The 17,202-nt window shown below is 55.3% G+C and carries 17 protein-coding genes; 5 read left to right on the top strand and 12 right to left on the bottom strand.

What is annotated here, in order from left to right; all coding sequences use genetic code 11:
* Positions 1 to 8 precede the first annotated feature (8 nt).
* From der to lexA, 9 genes are all read right to left on the bottom strand, one after another.
* Complete coding sequence (der, locus tag HPY30_05050; protein QYZ65403.1) at positions 9 to 1,406, bottom strand: ribosome biogenesis GTPase Der; 1,398 nt, start codon at positions 1,404 to 1,406, stop codon at positions 9 to 11.
* A 9-nt stretch (positions 1,407 to 1,415) separates the two neighbouring features.
* Complete coding sequence (gene bamB / locus HPY30_05055) at positions 1,416 to 2,615, bottom strand: outer membrane protein assembly factor BamB (GenBank protein QYZ65404.1); 1,200 nt, start codon at positions 2,613 to 2,615, stop codon at positions 1,416 to 1,418.
* Positions 2,587 to 3,213 (bottom strand): tetratricopeptide repeat protein, encoded by a 627-nt coding sequence (locus HPY30_05060; GenBank protein ID QYZ65405.1) that lies wholly within the window; start codon positions 3,211 to 3,213, stop codon positions 2,587 to 2,589. The genes bamB and HPY30_05060 overlap by 29 nt, the downstream gene beginning before the upstream one ends.
* 80 nt (positions 3,214 to 3,293) lie before the next feature.
* Positions 3,294 to 4,565 carry a histidine--tRNA ligase gene (gene hisS, locus HPY30_05065; GenBank protein QYZ65406.1) on the bottom strand — a complete coding sequence of 424 codons (1,272 nt, stop codon included), beginning with the start codon at positions 4,563 to 4,565 and terminating at the stop codon, positions 3,294 to 3,296.
* Between the two features lie 105 nt (positions 4,566 to 4,670).
* Complete coding sequence (locus HPY30_05070) at positions 4,671 to 5,699, bottom strand: helix-turn-helix domain-containing protein (protein ID QYZ65407.1); 1,029 nt, start codon at positions 5,697 to 5,699, stop codon at positions 4,671 to 4,673.
* Between the two features lie 7 nt (positions 5,700 to 5,706).
* Positions 5,707 to 6,495, bottom strand: coding sequence for a type IV pilus biogenesis/stability protein PilW (gene pilW / locus HPY30_05075; protein QYZ65408.1), 789 nt, complete (start codon positions 6,493 to 6,495; stop codon positions 5,707 to 5,709).
* On the bottom strand, positions 6,492 to 7,586 hold the full coding sequence (rlmN, locus tag HPY30_05080) for a 23S rRNA (adenine(2503)-C(2))-methyltransferase RlmN (GenBank protein ID QYZ65409.1): 1,095 nt from the start codon (positions 7,584 to 7,586) through the stop codon (positions 6,492 to 6,494). The genes pilW and rlmN overlap by 4 nt, the downstream gene beginning before the upstream one ends.
* A gap of 143 nt (positions 7,587 to 7,729) precedes the next feature.
* Positions 7,730 to 8,419 carry an urease accessory protein gene (locus tag HPY30_05085; protein ID QYZ65410.1) on the bottom strand — a complete coding sequence of 230 codons (690 nt, stop codon included), beginning with the start codon at positions 8,417 to 8,419 and terminating at the stop codon, positions 7,730 to 7,732.
* Between the two features lie 250 nt (positions 8,420 to 8,669).
* A complete protein-coding gene (gene lexA, locus HPY30_05090) occupies positions 8,670 to 9,311 on the bottom strand; it encodes a transcriptional repressor LexA (protein ID QYZ65411.1) in 642 nt (213 codons plus the stop codon).
* A 118-nt stretch (positions 9,312 to 9,429) separates the two neighbouring features.
* Here lexA and HPY30_05095 point away from each other — a divergent pair, with 118 nt between their 5' ends.
* Positions 9,430 to 10,902 (top strand): transporter substrate-binding domain-containing protein, encoded by a 1,473-nt coding sequence (locus tag HPY30_05095; protein ID QYZ65412.1) that lies wholly within the window; start codon positions 9,430 to 9,432, stop codon positions 10,900 to 10,902.
* Positions 10,903 to 10,925: 23 nt separating this feature from the next.
* Here HPY30_05095 and HPY30_05100 read toward each other — a convergent pair whose 3' ends face one another.
* On the bottom strand, positions 10,926 to 11,363 hold the full coding sequence (locus HPY30_05100; protein ID QYZ65413.1) for a D-tyrosyl-tRNA(Tyr) deacylase: 438 nt from the start codon (positions 11,361 to 11,363) through the stop codon (positions 10,926 to 10,928).
* A 221-nt stretch (positions 11,364 to 11,584) separates the two neighbouring features.
* Between HPY30_05100 and HPY30_05105 the strand changes: the two genes are divergently transcribed.
* Positions 11,585 to 11,833 (top strand): hypothetical protein, encoded by a 249-nt coding sequence (locus HPY30_05105; protein QYZ65414.1) that lies wholly within the window; start codon positions 11,585 to 11,587, stop codon positions 11,831 to 11,833.
* On the opposite strand, the gene HPY30_05110 is transcribed toward HPY30_05105, so the two are convergent.
* A complete protein-coding gene (locus HPY30_05110; protein ID QYZ65415.1) occupies positions 11,834 to 12,154 on the bottom strand; it encodes a hypothetical protein in 321 nt (106 codons plus the stop codon).
* 421 nt (positions 12,155 to 12,575) lie between these two features.
* Between HPY30_05110 and HPY30_05115 the strand changes: the two genes are divergently transcribed.
* Positions 12,576 to 13,364 (top strand): hypothetical protein, encoded by a 789-nt coding sequence (locus HPY30_05115; protein ID QYZ65416.1) that lies wholly within the window; start codon positions 12,576 to 12,578, stop codon positions 13,362 to 13,364.
* Between the two features lie 20 nt (positions 13,365 to 13,384).
* Here the strand turns inward: HPY30_05115 and typA are convergent, their stop codons facing one another.
* The gene (gene typA / locus HPY30_05120) at positions 13,385 to 15,199 is read right to left on the bottom strand and encodes a translational GTPase TypA (GenBank protein QYZ65417.1); all 1,815 of its coding nucleotides are present in this window, start codon (positions 15,197 to 15,199) and stop codon (positions 13,385 to 13,387) included.
* A 696-nt stretch (positions 15,200 to 15,895) separates the two neighbouring features.
* Here typA and HPY30_05125 point away from each other — a divergent pair.
* Both HPY30_05125 and HPY30_05130 read left to right on the top strand, forming a co-directional pair.
* Positions 15,896 to 16,039 carry a hypothetical protein gene (locus tag HPY30_05125; GenBank protein ID QYZ65418.1) on the top strand — a complete coding sequence of 48 codons (144 nt, stop codon included), beginning with the start codon at positions 15,896 to 15,898 and terminating at the stop codon, positions 16,037 to 16,039.
* 188 nt (positions 16,040 to 16,227) lie between these two features.
* The gene (locus tag HPY30_05130) at positions 16,228 to 17,184 is read left to right on the top strand and encodes a MoxR family ATPase (protein QYZ65419.1); all 957 of its coding nucleotides are present in this window, start codon (positions 16,228 to 16,230) and stop codon (positions 17,182 to 17,184) included.
* Positions 17,185 to 17,202 lie beyond the last annotated feature (18 nt).

Here is a 17,202-nt window from a genome sequence, read left to right on the forward strand (position 1 = left end):
CCTAACCACTATTTTTTCCGATCCTGGCGTTTGACGTGTCTCTTCAGTCGCTGGCGCTTCTGTATCTGTCGATTGGTCAGCTTGTTCTTCTTGCCCTCATAGGGGTTGTCGCCTGAGCGAAACTCGATGCGAATCGGCGTCCCGATCAACTTCATCGCTTCGCGAAAACGGTCCACCAGGTAGCGTTTGTAGGGATTCGGCACATGCTGGGTCTGATTGCCGTGAATCACAATAATCGGCGGATTCTTTCCACCCTGATGCGCGTAACGCATCTTGATACGCCGACCATGCACAGATGGCGGTTGATGCTCCTGCACCAGCAGCTCCAGCAACCGGGTCAGTTCAGGCGTCGCCATGTCCCGCATGGCATTTTCATAGGCCTGATCCACCAGTTGGTAGAGGTCACCCACACCTGAACCGTGCAGGGCGGAGACGAAATGCAGCCGCGCAAAACTGAGAAACGGCAGTTTTCGGCCAATCTCCTCTTTCATCTGCACACGCTGGTCGGGTGTGAGGCCATCCCATTTGTTCACCACCAGTACCAGTGCGCGGCCGCTCTCCAGCACGTGACCCGCCAGGGTGGCATCCTGCTCTCCCACACCCTGATGGGCATCGAGTACCATCAGCACCACATTGGCCTGCTCGATGGCCTGCAGTGTTTTGACGATACTGAATTTTTCGATCGCTTCGTGGATGCGCGCGCGCCGTCGCACACCCGCCGTATCGATAAGCGTATAGGGACGTTCGTCGTGAATAAAAGGGATAAAGATACTGTCCCGGGTGGTGCCCGGCTGGTCGAATGCTACCACCCGCTCCTCTCCCAGCAAGCGATTGACCAGCGTCGATTTACCCACATTGGGGCGCCCAACCACCGCGATCTGCGTCCCCTTGTTCTCCTCGTCCGGCGTCTCCACCGGTGGCAGGGTATCGAGTACCTGGTTGATCAGGGTATTCACACCCTGGCCGTGAACTGCAGCAATCGCTGAGGGTTCACCCAGTCCCAGGGAGAAGAAGTCGGCAGCGGCCATCTCCACTTCCAAACCCTCACTCTTATTCACCACCGGGGTAATCGGCTTGCCGGTGCGGCGCAGCTCAGCGGCAATCATCTCGTCACCGCCGGTACAGCCCTCTCTGGCATCCAGCAGAAAGAGGATATGATCCGCCTCGCCAATGGCCTGGCGCACCTGCTGCTCCATCAGGAACTCAACACCCCCTTCATCACCACTGATGCCGCCGGTATCGACGATCACATAGGGGCTGTCACCCATCTTTCCGGTGCCATATTTACGATCACGGGTGAGGCCGGGCTGATCTGCCACCAAGGCGTCCCGACTGCGGGTGAGGCGATTGAAAAGCGTGGACTTGCCCACATTGGGGCGACCGACAAGAGCAATGACAGGAAGCATGGCTTCGACTCAGGGGGTTTCCGTTTCGGGCAGACGCATGCGCAATGCAGTCAGCTTTCCACTGTCGTCAAAGACATAGACGATGCCGTCCACCACCTGGGGTTTGGCGCGAATACCCTCACTGCCCACACGAATGCGCGCAACCATGCGGCCATCCTCCTGAGAGAACCAGTGCAGGTAACCGTCGTAATCTCCCACTACCAGATAATTGCCAATAATAGCCGGAGCCGACAACTTTCTTGCGTGAAGTGCCTTCTGTTGCCACAGGGTCGCACCGTTGCCCGCTTCGAGAGCCCAGATAGCGTCTTCGTCGTCAGTGACATAGAGCTGTCTCCAATCCGCATCCAGACCAGTGTGCACCGAGATATCCCGCCTCCATAGCACCACGCCGCTGCTTTCGGAAACCGCTGCAACCTGTCCCTGAAAACTGGCAGCGTAGACGACGCCCTCCACCACCACCGGATCTGAGTCGATATCCACTATCCGTTCCAGTTCGGTCCGCCCGTGCGCGGTGGCAACCGTTGCTTCCCAATTGGCAGTACCGCTATCCAGAGAGAGTCCGGCAAGCTTGCCGTTGGAAAAGCCGATGAACACCTGGTCTTCATTGATGATTGGTGAGCTGTTGCCACGTAGGGTGAGAACAGGTTCCGAATGGTCAAAGGTCCAACGGTTGGCACCTGTATCAGCCGACAGCCCGGCCGCACGGCCATCGACGGTGCGTACCACCACAACGCCCCGGGATGCAGCAGGAACCGAGAGTACCTCGCTAGTGACCCGGCGACGCCACTTCTCACTGCCATCCGCTGCGTTCAGCGCCACCAGTTCAGCCTCAGCAGTGCCCAGTAACACCAGACCATTGCCCGCACCCGGACCACCACTCACCGGCAGCTTGGTCTCCACATCCCACAGTCGTTTGCCACTGAGACGGTCAACCGCCACCACCCGGCCTTTCGGATCTGCGATAAAGAGATGTTCATCAGCAATTGCAGGGGCAATCGCGAGAAACTTACCGTCGGTTCCGTCCACATTGAGCTGCCATAGCGTTTCAAGTTCCAGCGCCTCAGTGAAATCCACAAGTTCCGCCGGTGGATCGGCATTATCCTTGGCGGAAAAGAGACTGCTACAGCCAGACAGCAGCGAGAGCAGAAAGAACCCGAACCAGACGCGCTTCATAACGACCTCAGGGTGTTTCCACTGCCAGATCGTCAAGTTTCATCTGCACCAGTGCGCTGTTACCCACCCCATTGGCAAGGGCAAGACTATAGGCGTCGCGGGCGCTTTTATTATCTTGACGGGCCAGGGCAATGTCACCCCGTAGTGCGGCAAATTCACCTGCATAGGATCCGCTATCGACCTTCGCCTGGGCGGCAGCGCCATCCAGATCGCCCTCACTCAACAGAACGCGCGCCAGCCGTAACTGCGCGATCTGTTTCAGGCCAGATTCTGAAGCGTTATCTATAGCCCATTCCAACTGTGAGCGGGCTGCTGGGGAGTCCCCTGCATCGAGTTTGATGCGCGCCTGTGCCAACGCTGCGAAAACCGCATAGTTCGAGGATTCGTACTCCAGGCGTAATAGCTCCGCCTGCTTGCTGGCAGAATCGCTGTCGCCACTTTCTACAGCTGTGATCATCTGGTTGAAAGCGACTGAGGCGTCTCCACCAACCCGCTCTTTGTATTCCCCCCAGGACTGCCAGCCAAATACGGCACCCAATCCGATCACCACGCCGGCGACTACGGATTTACCGTTCTCCTGCCACCATTTTTTTAACGCTTCGACCTGTTCTTCTTCAGTCTGGTAAACGCTCATCCGGTTTCCTTTGTTCAGTCAAAAATAATCACCAACAGGAGGCTATAAACGGATAAACCCGATAGCCCACTAGAGTGATTTTACGCTGTCAGACCGGCAATAATGCCCGCCAGTTCACTCAATTTCACCTGCTGCTGTTCGCCTTCGCCACGCAGCGGCTTAATACCCACCTCTCCATTGGCCAGTTCATCGTCCCCAAAGATCAGGGCGTAACGGGCATTGCTCTTGTCCGCCTTCTTGAACTGACTCTTAAAACCACCGCCACCACAGTTCACAATCAACTTCAGATCCGGCAGTTCATCCCGCAGGCGCTCAGCCAACTGCACACCTTCACGTTGCGCGGTTTCACCCATCATCACCAGATAGAGGTCCACCGAGGACAGACGTTTGGCCGTCTCGCTCTCTTCCAGCAGGGCAATCAGGCGTTCCAGGCCCATGGCGAAACCTACCGCCGGTGTGGGGCGCCCCCCCAGCTGTTTAACCAGCCCATCATAGCGTCCGCCGGCACAAACAGTACCTTGGGCACCGAGCCGTGTGGTGACCCACTCAAACACTGTGCGGGCGTAGTAATCAAGCCCTCGCACCAGACGCGGATTGATGACATAGGCCACCCCCGCAGCATCCAGACCGGCGCAAAGGGTTTCAAAGTGAGCGCGCGAAGCGTCACCAAGATGGTCCATCAGGGTAGGCGCATCGCTCACCACTGCAGCCATATCCGGGTTCTTGGTATCCAGAATCCGCAGCGGATTGCTCTCAAGACGACGTCGGCTGTCCGCGTCGAGTTCGTCGATACGACTACGAAAATAGTCTACCAGCAGAACCTTGTAGGCAGTTCGCTCTTCCGCAGTGCCCAGAGTATTGAGCTGCAGTTCCAGTCCATCCAGGCCCAACTCACGCCAGATGCGATGGGTAATGAGTATCTGTTCCAGATCGACATCGGGTCCTTCGAGACCAAAGCTCTCCACCCCGATCTGATGAAACTGCCGATAGCGTCCCTTCTGGGGCCGTTCATGACGAAACATGGGACCACGATACCAGAGGCGTTGCACCTGGTTGAACAGCAGGCCATGTTCCAGACCGGCACGTACACAGCCAGCAGTGCCCTCCGGACGCAGGGTCAGGCTATCTCCGTTGCGGTCATCGAAGGTATACATCTCCTTCTCGACGATGTCAGTCACCTCGCCGATAGAGCGCTTGAAGAGCTCGGTCAACTCCACGATGGGCATGCGTATCTCGCCGTACCCATAGCGGCTTAGGACCGAACGCACGGTATCTTCGAGAAACTGCCACAGAGGTGTCTGCTCAGGCAGGATATCTTTCATCCCACGGATTGCCTGGATGTTTTTTGCCATCGGCTGGAACTACTGGTAATCGTTTAAGTGGAACGGTTAAAACCGCGTAGACTAACACGGATGAAGCAGACTGGCACACTGCAGGGGGAAATCACATAACCCAAACTACAAATTTGACGGATCGAAACTGAAGCGGGCCACATTCGCCCGGGCATGGCGTTTAAGGTCATATGCGACCCCATCAACGGTTATGCTTACACCCGATGCATTGCCCAGCACTACCGTATAGGGGGCGGGGCCTTTATCAAGCAAACGCGTGGTACCCGCAGCAATCTCACCAAAAATTCGCGCCTTGCCGTTGGCATCACGCACTTCTGCCCAACACCGCTCAGAAAACTCGAACACAACCCTTGGGGCGGCAGGTGCTGGTGCCGGGGTTTCCACTGGCGCTGGAGGCGGTTCGTCAACGCTCGCAACAGCATCCGCTTCACTCTCCTCCAACTGAGTAGCCATGGATTCCTGCGCCGTCTCCTGGTCCGCGACCACCACGTCCTCTGCCTCGACCACTTCAGTCTCACTCGGCGTCTCCCCTTCCAAAGGATCTGCAACAACCGCTTGAGATTCAACTGGCGCCTCGTCTTCCTGCGCAGGGGGTGGGCTAAGCGTTAACACGCCAGCATCGTTTTGCGTTTCCGGCAATGGCTCGATGACAGGGGCCACCTCTACAGGTGTATCAACAGGATCCCCACCCAACCTCAGATCAAGCTGGCCCTGCCACCAAATACCCAGCAGCACCAACAGAGAGATCACAATAAGCCAAGTCATCATGCGCACGGCACCATGACTGCTGCGCACCTCTTTCCCCACTGTCGTCACCTTCACGTTGGGAAAACCATGACTCTGCTGAGCGGGTGATAGTGCCTGAAAAGCTGCCAGTATCTCCCCCTCGGGCAGTTGCAGTAAACGTGCATAGTTGCGCAAGTATCCCTGTACAAAAACCGCACCGGGCAGGACATCGAAATCATCCCATTCCAACGACTCGATCATTGTCTCACTGAGGTGGAGCTGGGCGGCAACTTTCGCCTGATCCAGGCCGAGGGACTGACGCGCTTTACGCAGACGCGCCCCGGGGCTCTCAATGGGTTCTACCGCCGCTTCCGACTCACTTTCACTATTATTGGTAAGCACACTCATTATCGTTTTATCGTTCTATTTTATTGAGGAGCTGAACCTCAGGGGCGTCCGGAAACCTGTCCCTGAGCAGCTTTTTATATGCAGCGGCCTGCTCCCGGCCACCCAATGCATGCTCGATCCGCACCCCTAGCCACAATGATCCTGCAGTTGGCTGAGCCGCTGAATTGTAACGTTCTAGATAACCACGCGCCGGCAGATAGCTCCCCAGCTCCAGGCTGGTTTCCGCCATTTGGTAGAGTGCCAGCGGATAGTCTTTTTTGCTGGAGAGCGCCCGCCGGTAATAGGATTCTGCCAGGGTCTTATCGTCAGCCCGTTCGGCACAGAGTCCTGCATTTGTCAGTGCAACCCATGGAGTGGGATAGAGCGGATTACTCACCGCACGTTCAAACTCATCCTTCGCTTCTTGATAGCGTTTCTGTTTGCAAAAGAAGCTGCCGCGGGCATTATGGATATAAGGGTTTTTCGGCTGCAGTTTTACAGCCTCAGCGTAGTGCGTTTCAGCCAATTGCGTCTCGCCCAAACGTTCGTAAAAAATGGCGATTACATTGTGGATCTCGGCATTATCCGGATCAACAGCAAGCCCCTTCTTCAGCTTCTTCAGAGCAATCGCCGGTTGGCCATCCTGCATATAAGCAATGCCCATTTGTAAATATATATCGGCCGGGCTCTCTTGCGTGCTCCTTCCCAGATCTCCAATATTATCCTGTTCCTGCCGGGTCTCCTGACCGGCGCAGGCACTCATCAACAACACGACTGACAACACGCTAAAAAGAGGCAGCACACTTAGGCCTTTCATGAGGGATTCACCTGCAAAGGCTGTGATTGCCTGGATTTGAGATCTCGGCGACTACGATCCCGCACCTTACCCACCAATTGGCCGCAGGCGGCATCGATGTCGTCACCACGGGTCTTGCGGGTCATTGCGATAATACCCGAGCGTTTCAGCCGTTGGCGAAAGGCTTCAACACGTTCCGGCGGTGAGGTTTTATAGTCGCTGCCGGGGAACGGGTTGAACGGGATCAGGTTGACCTTGGAGGGTGTCCCCTCAAGCAGGCGAATCAACGCCTTGGCGTGTTTGATGCTGTCATTGATCCCATCAAGCATCACATATTCCCAGGTTACCTTGCGCCGCTTATCACCTTCTATGAAGTCACGGCAGGCGGGAATCAGTTCTTCAAGGGGATATTTCCGGTTGATCGGCACCAATTCATCACGTAGCGCATTATCCGGCGCGTGCAGGGAGACGGCGAGGCTGACATCGCTCACCTCCTTCAGCTCCCGAAGAGCAGGCACGATCCCGGAGGTACTGATGGTCACGCGGTATTTGGAGAGCATGTAAGCCAGATCGTCCTGCATGATGTCCATCGCGGTCACCACAGGATCGAAGTTGGCCAGTGGCTCGCCCATGCCCATCATCACCACGTTGGTGGGGGAGTGACCCAGCTCCCTGGCCGCCACCCAGACCTGACCGATGATCTCCGCCACACTCAGGTTGCGGTTGAACCCCTGCTGGGCGGTGGAGCAGAAGGAGCAGTCCAGAGCACAACCTACCTGCGAGGAGACACAGATGGTACTGCGCCCATCATCCGGGATATAAACGGTCTCGATACGCTGGCCATCCTCAAGCTCCAGTACCCACTTGCGGGTGCCGTCCAAGGACGGCTGTTCGAAAACCAGTTCGGGCAGACGCACCTCGGCCACGGCTTCCAGTTTTTCTCTCAGCCGCTTGGAGATATCGGTCATAGCCGTAAAATCAACCACACCGTGTTTGTGAATCCACTTGAACACATTGCGGCCATGAAAGGCCTTTGAGCCCAGGTCGACAAAAAAAGCCTCCATCGACTTAAGGTCGAGCTCCAACAGATTGGTTTTTTGCGCCGCTTCCAAATGTCTTTCCGTAGCTGAATATTTGTGAAAAATTCGGGAGTTATCAACGGTCGAGTTTAACCGGAGCCGGTGAATCAGGCAATTTGTTCCATCCACCCGTGCAGACAAAGTGTGATGTACCGACGGCAAATACGAAAAAAACGTTAAATGACCGACACGATCACAGCAGCACCCAACCCCACCGTGAGAAAACCCACAACCCCTTTCAGGCCGTTATGCGCCCATGTGAGGGAACGGGATGAGAGACGCAAGGGCAGACCGATCACCAGCGCCAAAAGCCCCATGCCGGCTATTGAACCGAAACCAAAAACCAGGATATAGAGCAGACCTTCAAGAGGAGAGACCACTGTCTCCAGCGCCAGCAGGATCAGCGCGGCGGAACCCGCCATGCCATGCATCATGCCGACAAAGAGTGCACGCAGGGGAAACCGCTCGGAGTGTTTGTGCAAATGAGGATCAGCATCATGCGCGCCGTCTCCCTGATGGGAGTGAGCATGAAAATGGGTCAGTTCTCCATGATTATGGGCGTGAAAGTGCATGCGCTCATTGATCAGGCGACGCAAAACATCAACGCCCAGTAGAATCAGCATCACACCCACCGCCAATTCCAGGGTGCGAGCCAGAGACTCCGGCATGATCAGATCGAAAACCAGCACTACTCCAGCAAAGAGAAACAGCGTCAAGGCGTGCCCCAGTCCCCAGACAACACCCTGCTTGGCTGTCTGTGCGAGTGTGCGGTTTTGAGTTGCCAGTGAAGCGACTGCAGCAACATGATCCGCTTCCATCGCATGCTGCAGGCCTATCAGAAACCCCAGTAATAGAACTCCCAGCACCTAACCGTCTCCCCTGCCTGCACAAAATCGACAATGCAACGACAGCAACCCCGTGCAGATCTCAACTGTTGCGGCGTTGGCTATCCTTCGCTCCTCTTTGGTATCTCAAGGTTCAAGGTTCGTGCTGATGTTGCGTGGCTTCTTTGCATGTGGCGAACGTAGGGTGCGCTGTGCGCACCAGAATGAGCAATCAAGGTGCGCACGGCGCACCCTACAACCAGCCAAAGATAGTATATACGATACGATGCTTTTAGTTGCGGCTGAAACGGTTCGAAATCTCCAGTCCCTGGCGTAGAACACCGACACCCAATCCTTCTATCGCTAAATGCTGTTCCCGTAAATCAACCCTGATTGGTTCAAAATCGGGATTCTCGGGCAGCAGAACCACCAGATGCCGACGCTGGGCATCACGATGAAACCGCTTTACTGTCACCTCATCATCCAGACGCGCCACCACGATCTGGCCGTTGCGCGCCTCGGAAGTTCGATGTACTGCGAGCAGATCACCATCCATAATGCCCACATCCCGCATACTCGTACCCGACACCCTCAGCAAATAGTCTGCCGGTGGATGAAAAAGCGCCGGAGAGAAAGGGTAGCGCTCTTCAATATGCTCTTCTGCAAGAATCGGACTGCCTGCCGCGACCCGGCCAACCACGGGCATGCCTTCGTCCTGCTCCTCCGGCAGCAATAACCGAATCCCGCGTGAGCGGCCCTTCAGCAGTTCAATGGCCCCCTTTTTCGCAAGTGCCCGCAGATGCTCTTCAGCCGCATTCACAGAGCGGAAACCCAGAGCCTCCGCAATCTCCGCACGGGTTGGTGGAAAACCTGTCACCTCCAGGTGAGAGCGAACCAACTCAAGAACCTCTGTCTGTCTAGGCGTCAACTTCATCGGGCTTGACCTGTGGTTATTTTCATACTGTTATTATATACAGTATCAATTGTGGCGCAAGAGAAGGATAGTCTGGACAGGGATTTTGAGAATTATAACCACCTGAGCTTTTTCAAACATGGAATCTCCCACTCAAACAGAACCAGACCAACGCAACCATAAACCTGTCGACATAAAACAGCTGGTCAGTCTGTTGCTGCTCTTCTGCCTCCCTCTTGGTCTCTTTGCGGCGGATGGCACTTCCATACTCGAAACCGTCACCCGGCAATTCTCCGGTGACCTTGATGAGATGCGCACGCGTACCGCTATCCGTGTACTGGTCAGTCACAACCGCACCGGTTTTTTTCTCCACAACGGTAACAGCAAAGGGTTTGAAGCCGAATTGCTGGAGAAATATAAAGAACACCTCAACAAAGACAGTAAGCGAAACCAGATCAATACCGCCCTGGTATTTATCCCCGTTCCTTTCGATCAGTTGCTGCCTGCTCTACTCTCAGGCAAAGGGGACATCGCCGCAGCCGGGCTGACTATTACGCCGGGTCGGGAAAAAATGGTCGCATTTAGCAAACCCTATCTGCCCGACGTGCAGGAGATCATCGTGGCCGCAAAATCCGCTGCGCCCATAACGTCCCACAATGACCTGGCGGGAAAGACCCTGCATGTACTGAAAGGCAGCAGCTATGCATCACATCTGAAACAGATCAATCACCGATTCAGCAAAGAGAATCGGCTGCCGATCAAAATCATCGAAGTAAGTGAATATCTGCAGACCGAAGATCTGCTTGAAATGGTCAACGCCGGGGTCGTCGACTACACGGTCGCCGACGACCACATCGCCAGGATCTGGTCACAGGTGCTGAAAAATATTCAGCTATATCCAGGACACCCTATCCATTCCGGGAGCCAGCTTGCCTGGGCGGTGAGAAAGAACAACCCCAAACTACTGCAGAGCCTGGATGGCTATATCGGGAAGATCAAAAAGGGCAGTCTGCTCGGTAACATGATGTTCAAGCGTTACTATGAAAAGACCCGATGGATCAAAAACCCCCTGGAACCCAATGAACATGACCGTCTGAATCAAGTCAGTAGCCTCTTTAAAAAATATGCCGAACAGTATGATTTCGACTGGCTGGTCGTTGCCGCTCAGGCTTACCAGGAATCCGGACTCGATCAGCGCCAGCGTAATCCCTCCGGGGCTATCGGCATCATGCAGATACGCAAGGCAACAGCCACCGACAAACATGTCGCCATTTCAGACATCGAGAAGCTGGAGAACAATATTCACGCCGGTATTAAATACTTGGCCTGGCTACGCAAACACTACTTCAGCGATCCCTCCATCTCACCGCAGGACAGCGTTTTTTTCAGCCTCGCCGCCTACAATGCCGGCCCGGCAAAAGTACGCAAAATGCGCGCAAAAGCCGAAAAAATGGGGCTGGACAGGAACCGTTGGTTCCTCAATGTTGAGCACGCGGCGCTCAGGATTGTCGGACAGGAAACCGTGCGCTATACACGTAACATCGTCAAATACTATACGGCATATCGATTGGCATTCGACCTGCACGAGGCAACCAAAAAGGCAAAGAAGTAGTAGAGGAGCGCTCTGTCAGAGCATCAGGTTTCCAACCAGAAGGTCACTGGACCCTCGTTGGTCAACTCCACCTGCATGTCAGCACCAAAGCGACCATTCGCCACATCCCCGTGAGTCTCCCGTGCACGATCGAGCAGGTAGAGAAAAAGGGCTTCCCCCATTGCAGGGGGTGCCGCACTGGAAAATCCGGGTCGCTTTCCTTTGTGCGTATCCGCCGCAAGGGTGAACTGAGGCACCAGCAAGAGACCGCCGCCTAAATCACGCAACCCCAGATTCATGCGTCCGTTTTCATCAGGGAATACCCGGTAACCGAGCAGACGCTCCAACAGCCTGTCGGCCTTGGCCTCGTTATCGTCCCTCTGCACTCCGACCAACACCAGCAGTCCATGGCCGATCTCTCCGATCACCTCCTGCTCTACCCTCACGCTGCCATTTGACACTCGCTGCAGCAGTCCAATCATTTCTGTCTCCGGGTAAAGCTGTGGGTTTCGCAGCTTTCGTTTTTAGAATAGATACATGCCATGAAATCGAGAGTTTACCCTGACAACTCCCAGGGAAACACCGCGCATTTCACCTGCAACAGTCACAATGTTCAGAAAATTCCTACAAGAGATGAGGTCATTGCCCACACAAAATCTCACCGCTTTGTGTAAATCTGTACCCGTCGCTGGCAAGGATGCAGATGGAACGACGAAATGCGCAGGAACGGCGCAGCTACGGAGAGAACACCTTTGCCAACCACAATCAGGCGACTAAAGCCCCGACAGCATGGAATGCCGCCGGGGTTTTTCTTTTCTGCGAAGCTTGCAAACTCTTAAACATTCACCTTCGCACAATCTGCGCTAAAGAAAACAATATCCCCGCCGATAACAGGGGTAATTGGTACCCTCAAACCCTGTACCAGTCAAAGCAACAAAACAGTTTGGGTTAGTCATCCGGGAACACGGAGACCTTGACCATGAATCCCAAATACCCATTTCCATGGATTGCACTGGGCGCCTTGCTTGCAGGCACTGTGAGCCAAACCATAATTGAAAACAGTTGGGCCTGGCTGGGTTTCCAGGGAATTGCACTCAGTGCAATAGTCGCAGGCCTTATCCGCCACCATTTCCAGCAACAGCGTCAATCCGAAGCCATAAACAAGGCTGCCGCAACCCAAATCCAGCAGAGTGTGGAGTATGAAAGCCTGTTTGATCAGGCCATGCGGGAGGTCAACACCCAGTTTCAGGCGGTGCATTCCGACCTTAACCATGTCGCCAATCTGGTGAACGATGCCATCAACCGCCTATCCAGCAACTTCGCCACGATCAACAACGAAAGCAACCGGCAGGAGCAGACCTTGAGCAGCCTGGTCGACCAGTTGGTTCAATCTGTTAAATCAGAAGAGACGAACCAGCAGATCGCCGGCATCGAAGGCTTTGCACACGAAACTGAAAAGATTGTGGCCAATTTTGCCAGCACCATTCGCGGTGTCACAGAAGCCAACAAAACCATCCAAGTGTGTCGCGACGCTCAGGATGCGAAACGGGACATCCCAGTCCCCCTTTCGCCCTCGCTTGTCACGACAGCCTATTGTGCCCCGGCCGCCCTGCGTCCGTGCCGCTTCGCCACACCATTGCTTCGCTCGGCGCTGGCTACGCAGCACTACCTCAAATGGCTAGACGGCGTGTCGGATGCGCTTGCATATGGCCTCCGCTGGCTGCAGAACTTCGTTCTTCCGCCACTCCGGCCATACGCCCGCGCCTACGCCTTCCGGGGACTACGCGCCCTCGCTTCGCTCTCCATGGCGCGCAGCGGTCGACCGCTTCACCAATATCAATACGGATGCAGATGGGGCGGTCAGTCTGCTCAAGGACGTGGACGACATCAGCGCACAAACCAACCTCCTGGCGCTAAACGCAGCAATCGAGGCCGCCCGCGCCGGTGACGCCGGGCGTGGTTTTGCCGTGGTAGCAGATGAAGTGCGAAACCTTTCACAGCGCACCACTAACTTCAACAACCAGATCAAGGAAAAATTAACAGCGATGCAGGAGGATATCCACAGCATCCGTTCCATCGTGGAAAAATCCGCCTCCACCGACATTTCCACCATCGACGCATCTCAGGCAGCATTGAACCAAATGTGGGATGACATGGAGTCGATCAATCGAGTCGTGCGCAACAATACGTCACAAATTGCAGCCATCACGCAGAAAACCCAGCAACAGGTAGCTGCGGGATTCACCTCACTCCAGGTCGACGACATGAGCCGGCAAATTCTGCAGCACTCGCACCTTCGGCTCGAACGACTCACAGAGGTAACCAACCAGATCAGCGGCATCCTGCTGCACCATCAGGGAGGCGAACCTCCCCTGACAGAACTCTCATCAATACTGCAACAGATTCAGCAGGATTTCGGCAGACTCAAGGAGAAATCAGTACAAGCCAACGAAATGTCGAGCGGCGATGTAGATCTCTTCTGAATCCGGGCCGCTGACTGACTTCAGCCGCCCCGGGCCACTTTCTTCCGCTCGTGTTCTTTGAGATGCTTTTTGCGCAGGCGAATCGCGTTGGGGGTAATCTCCACCAGCTCATCTTCCTCGATGAACTCCAGCGCCTGTTCCAGGGTAAACTTCAACGGCGGTGTAAGCATGATCGCATCATCCTTGCCTGAGGCACGAACATTGGTGAGCTGCTTGCCTTTCAGCGGATTGACCACAAGATCGTTGGCCCGCGCATGGATACCCACCAGCTGCCCCTCATAGACCTCATCCCCCGGTGAAGCGAACATCTTGCCTCGCTCCTGCAGGTTGAACAGGGCGAACCCCAGCACCTTGCCCTGGCCGTTGGAGATCAGCACGCCGTTCTTACGCGGGGCGATACCACCGTGCTGAGCAGGCCCATAATGGTCGAATACGTGATACATCAGACCGGTGCCTGAGGTACTGGTCATAAACTCGGTCTGAAAACCGATCAGGCCACGGGAAGGGATGACATAGTCAAGACGCACACGCCCCTGACCGTCAGGCACCATATCCTTAAGCTCACCTTTGCGGGTACCCAAGGCCTCCATGATGGTTCCCTGATGCAGCTCCTCCACATCAACGGTCAACTGCTCATAAGGTTCGCAAACCTCACCATCGACCTCACGAAAGATGACCTCGGGACGGGAGACCGCCAGCTCAAAACCCTCCCTGCGCATGCTCTCAAGCAGCACCGAGAGGTGCAGTTCGCCACGACCGGAGACCTTAAACTTCTCAGGATCGGTACCTTCCTCCACTCGCAGGGCCACGTTGTGGATCAGCTCCCGCTCCAGCCTGTCCTTGAGCTGGCGGGAGGTCAGATATTTACCCTCCTTGCCGGCAAAGGGAGATGCGTTGACCTGGAAGGTCATGGAGACGGTAGGTTCATCCACGCTCAGAGGAGGCAGGTGGTCCACACTCTCCGGGTCGCAGAGGGTATCGGAGACATTTGGCGCATCCATGCCCGTAATGGCAATGATATCGCCGGCCGTCGCCTCCTTGACCTCGTGCCGATCAAGCCCCAGGTATCCATACACGATCCCGACCCTGGCCTTGTGCTCCTCCCCGTCGTACTTGACCACAACAACCTGCTGGTTGGGACGGATAGTCCCCCGTGCGACACGGCCCACTGCAATAGCGCCCACGTAGCTGTTGTAGTCAAGATTGGAGATCTGCATCTGCAAAGGACCGTCCGGGTCCACATCGGGCACCGGACAGTGCGTAACTATCGCCTCGAACAGTGACGTCATATCGCCTTCGCACACATCCTCTTCAGGACCCGCATAGCCATTGATGGCTGAGGCATAGATGATCGGGAAGTCGAGTTGCTCATCAGTAGCACCCAGGCGGTCGAAGAGTTCGAACACCTGATCGATAACCCACTCGGGACGGGCGCCAGGCCTGTCTATCTTGTTGACCACCACGATAGGGCGCAGACCGTGATCGAAGGCCTTCTGTGTAACGAAGCGGGTCTGCGGCATCGGTCCTTCCTGAGCATCCACCAGCAGCAGTACCGAATCGACCATCGAGAGCACCCGCTCCACCTCGCCACCAAAGTCGGCATGGCCTGGGGTATCGACGATATTGATGCGGAAGTCGTTCCAGCGGATCGCAGTATTCTTGGAGAGGATGGTAATGCCACGCTCCTTCTCCTGGTCATTCGAATCCATCACCCGCTCGACTTCGCCGAAGCGCTCCCCCAGGGTTCCTGACTGTTTCAGCAGTTCGTCCACCAGCGTGGTCTTGCCGTGGTCAACATGCGCGATGATGGCGATATTTCTGAGCTTTTCGATCACTGATACAGTCCGGTCCATAAAAAAGAGCGGGGATTATACCCAAAACCCTGCCGCTCTACGCCTCAATATTTCAGATTTGATATATTTCGTTAAGCAGGCTCTCCGCTCTGAGAGGCATCCCTCCCAAAAAGTTAAATCAACATGTTAGCGAATTTTCATCAGAATATTGCTTGAAAACGGTTGTAACCCGGCTTTGAAAAACGACTTCCCACTTATTCACATCATCTGTGGATAACTTTGTTGAAAAAATCGGGACATCACCCTGAAACCCGCATAAACATTGACTTCTCATTAGATTGTAAAAAAAATAAACAATTCACTAACCAACTGAATATTAAAGAATAAAACCAATACACTAAAAAATTACACTCTGCCTGTTGACAAATACCCCGCCACTGGCAGCGCAATAGGCACCGTGTGAATAAATCACCATGCAACATGCTGAAAAAGCGACTTTTCCACAAATTTCAAGCATAATTTTCGGGGTGTTGGCGAAAGTGCATTCCGAAACCTGCAAAACCCCGGCAAGTGTGTCGCGACGCTCAGGATGCGAAACGGGACATCCCAGTCCCCCTTTCGCCCTCGCTTGTCACGACAGCCTATTGTGCCCCGGCCGCCCTGCGTCCGTGCCGCTTCGCCACACCATTGCTTCGCTCGGCGCTGGCTACGCAGCACTACCTCAAATGGCTAGACGGCGTGTCGGATGCGCTTGCATATGGCCTCCGCTGGCTGCAGAACTTCGTTCTTCCGCCACTCCGGCCATACGCCCGCGCCTACGCCTTCCGGGGACTACGCGCCCTCGCTTCGCTCTCCATGGCGCGCAGCGATAGCTGGACATAATCATCTACCGGAAATTAATAAGATTCTAATAATCAAATAACTCACAACACTTCTACTGCTTGCACTTTATCCGAATTGGCGACAGGATGGCGCTGATTACAAGATTGTCATCAACGCATCAGGCGCCCACCAAGCGCACTGTGAGGCGTGGTGGACAGATAACGACCCATTATAAAAGTAGCTGTAGTATGAATCCTTCCGACCTCGACCCCCTCCGCGAACATCTGGCCTCCCGCATCATCGGGCAGCAGAACTTCATCGACGCGATGTTGATCTGCCTGCTCAGTGACGGACATCTATTGGTGGAGGGCCTGCCGGGCCTGGCCAAGACAACGGCGGTCAAAGCGTTGGCCGAGGCGATCGAGGGTGACTTCCATCGCATCCAGTTCACCCCCGATCTGTTGCCCTCTGACCTCATCGGCACTGACATCTATCGCCACGAAAAGGGAGAGTTCGAGTTTCGTCAGGGACCGATCTTCCACAATATTCTACTTGGTGACGAGATCAATCGTGCCCCAGCCAAGGTCCAGTCCGCGCTTCTTGAGGCAATGGCGGAACATCAGATAACCGTCGGCCAGACGACCTATGCGCTGCCGCAGCTCTTCATGGTACTGGCCACTCAGAATCCGATAGAGCAGGAAGGTACCTACCAACTGCCTGAGGCTCAGCTCGACCGCTTCCTGATGCAGGCAAACGTGGAATATCCAAGCCGCGAAGAGGAGCTGCAGATTCTGGCATTGGACAGCAGCCAGATGACGGAAGCCCCCAAGCCCCCGTCAAAGCAGCTCTCCCAGCACGACCTGTTCGCAATCCGCCAGGAAGCGGCAGAACTTTACCTCGATCCAAAACTGAACAACTACATCGTGGATCTGGTACAGGCCACCCGCAATCCCAAGGCCTATGATGCCGATCTGGCCCGCTGGTGCCGGTTCGGCGCTTCTCCCCGTGCGAGTATCGCACTGGCCCGTTGCGCCCGGGCACGGGCCTGGCTCGACGGCGAGGATTTCGTCGCCCCACACCATATTCAGGCTGTGGCACCACCGATTCTGCGTCACCGCATCCTGCTGACCTTTGAAGCCGAGGCGGAGGGCATCACCACAGACGACTTCCTGGCGCGTCTGCTGGACATGGTCGCAATCCCTTAATCCCGCCGGTTGTCAGAG

Source organism: Gammaproteobacteria bacterium (ex Lamellibrachia satsuma) (assembly GCA_019623805.1).
GTDB lineage: Bacteria > Pseudomonadota > Gammaproteobacteria > Chromatiales > Chromatiaceae > QGON01.

Coding starts and splice junctions, on each gene's coding strand:
- HPY30_05070 (QYZ65407.1), bottom strand. CDS start 5,699: ATGAGTGTGCTTACCAATAATAGTGAAAGTGAGTCGGAAGCGGCGGTA.
- HPY30_05100 (QYZ65413.1), bottom strand. CDS start 11,363: ATGATTGGACTGCTGCAGCGAGTGTCAAATGGCAGCGTGAGGGTAGAG.
- HPY30_05115 (QYZ65416.1), top strand. CDS start 12,576: ATGCGCTTGCATATGGCCTCCGCTGGCTGCAGAACTTCGTTCTTCCGC.
- HPY30_05130 (QYZ65419.1), top strand. CDS start 16,228: ATGAATCCTTCCGACCTCGACCCCCTCCGCGAACATCTGGCCTCCCGC.
- HPY30_05095 (QYZ65412.1), top strand. CDS start 9,430: ATGGAATCTCCCACTCAAACAGAACCAGACCAACGCAACCATAAACCT.
- der (QYZ65403.1), bottom strand. CDS start 1,406: ATGCTTCCTGTCATTGCTCTTGTCGGTCGCCCCAATGTGGGCAAGTCC.
- HPY30_05060 (QYZ65405.1), bottom strand. CDS start 3,213: ATGAGCGTTTACCAGACTGAAGAAGAACAGGTCGAAGCGTTAAAAAAA.
- lexA (QYZ65411.1), bottom strand. CDS start 9,311: ATGAAGTTGACGCCTAGACAGACAGAGGTTCTTGAGTTGGTTCGCTCT.
- HPY30_05105 (QYZ65414.1), top strand. CDS start 11,585: ATGGAACGACGAAATGCGCAGGAACGGCGCAGCTACGGAGAGAACACC.
- pilW (QYZ65408.1), bottom strand. CDS start 6,495: ATGAAAGGCCTAAGTGTGCTGCCTCTTTTTAGCGTGTTGTCAGTCGTG.
- hisS (QYZ65406.1), bottom strand. CDS start 4,565: ATGGCAAAAAACATCCAGGCAATCCGTGGGATGAAAGATATCCTGCCT.
- HPY30_05110 (QYZ65415.1), bottom strand. CDS start 12,154: ATGGTTAAGGTCGGAATGCACCGCCTGAAACTGGGTGTTGACCTCCCG.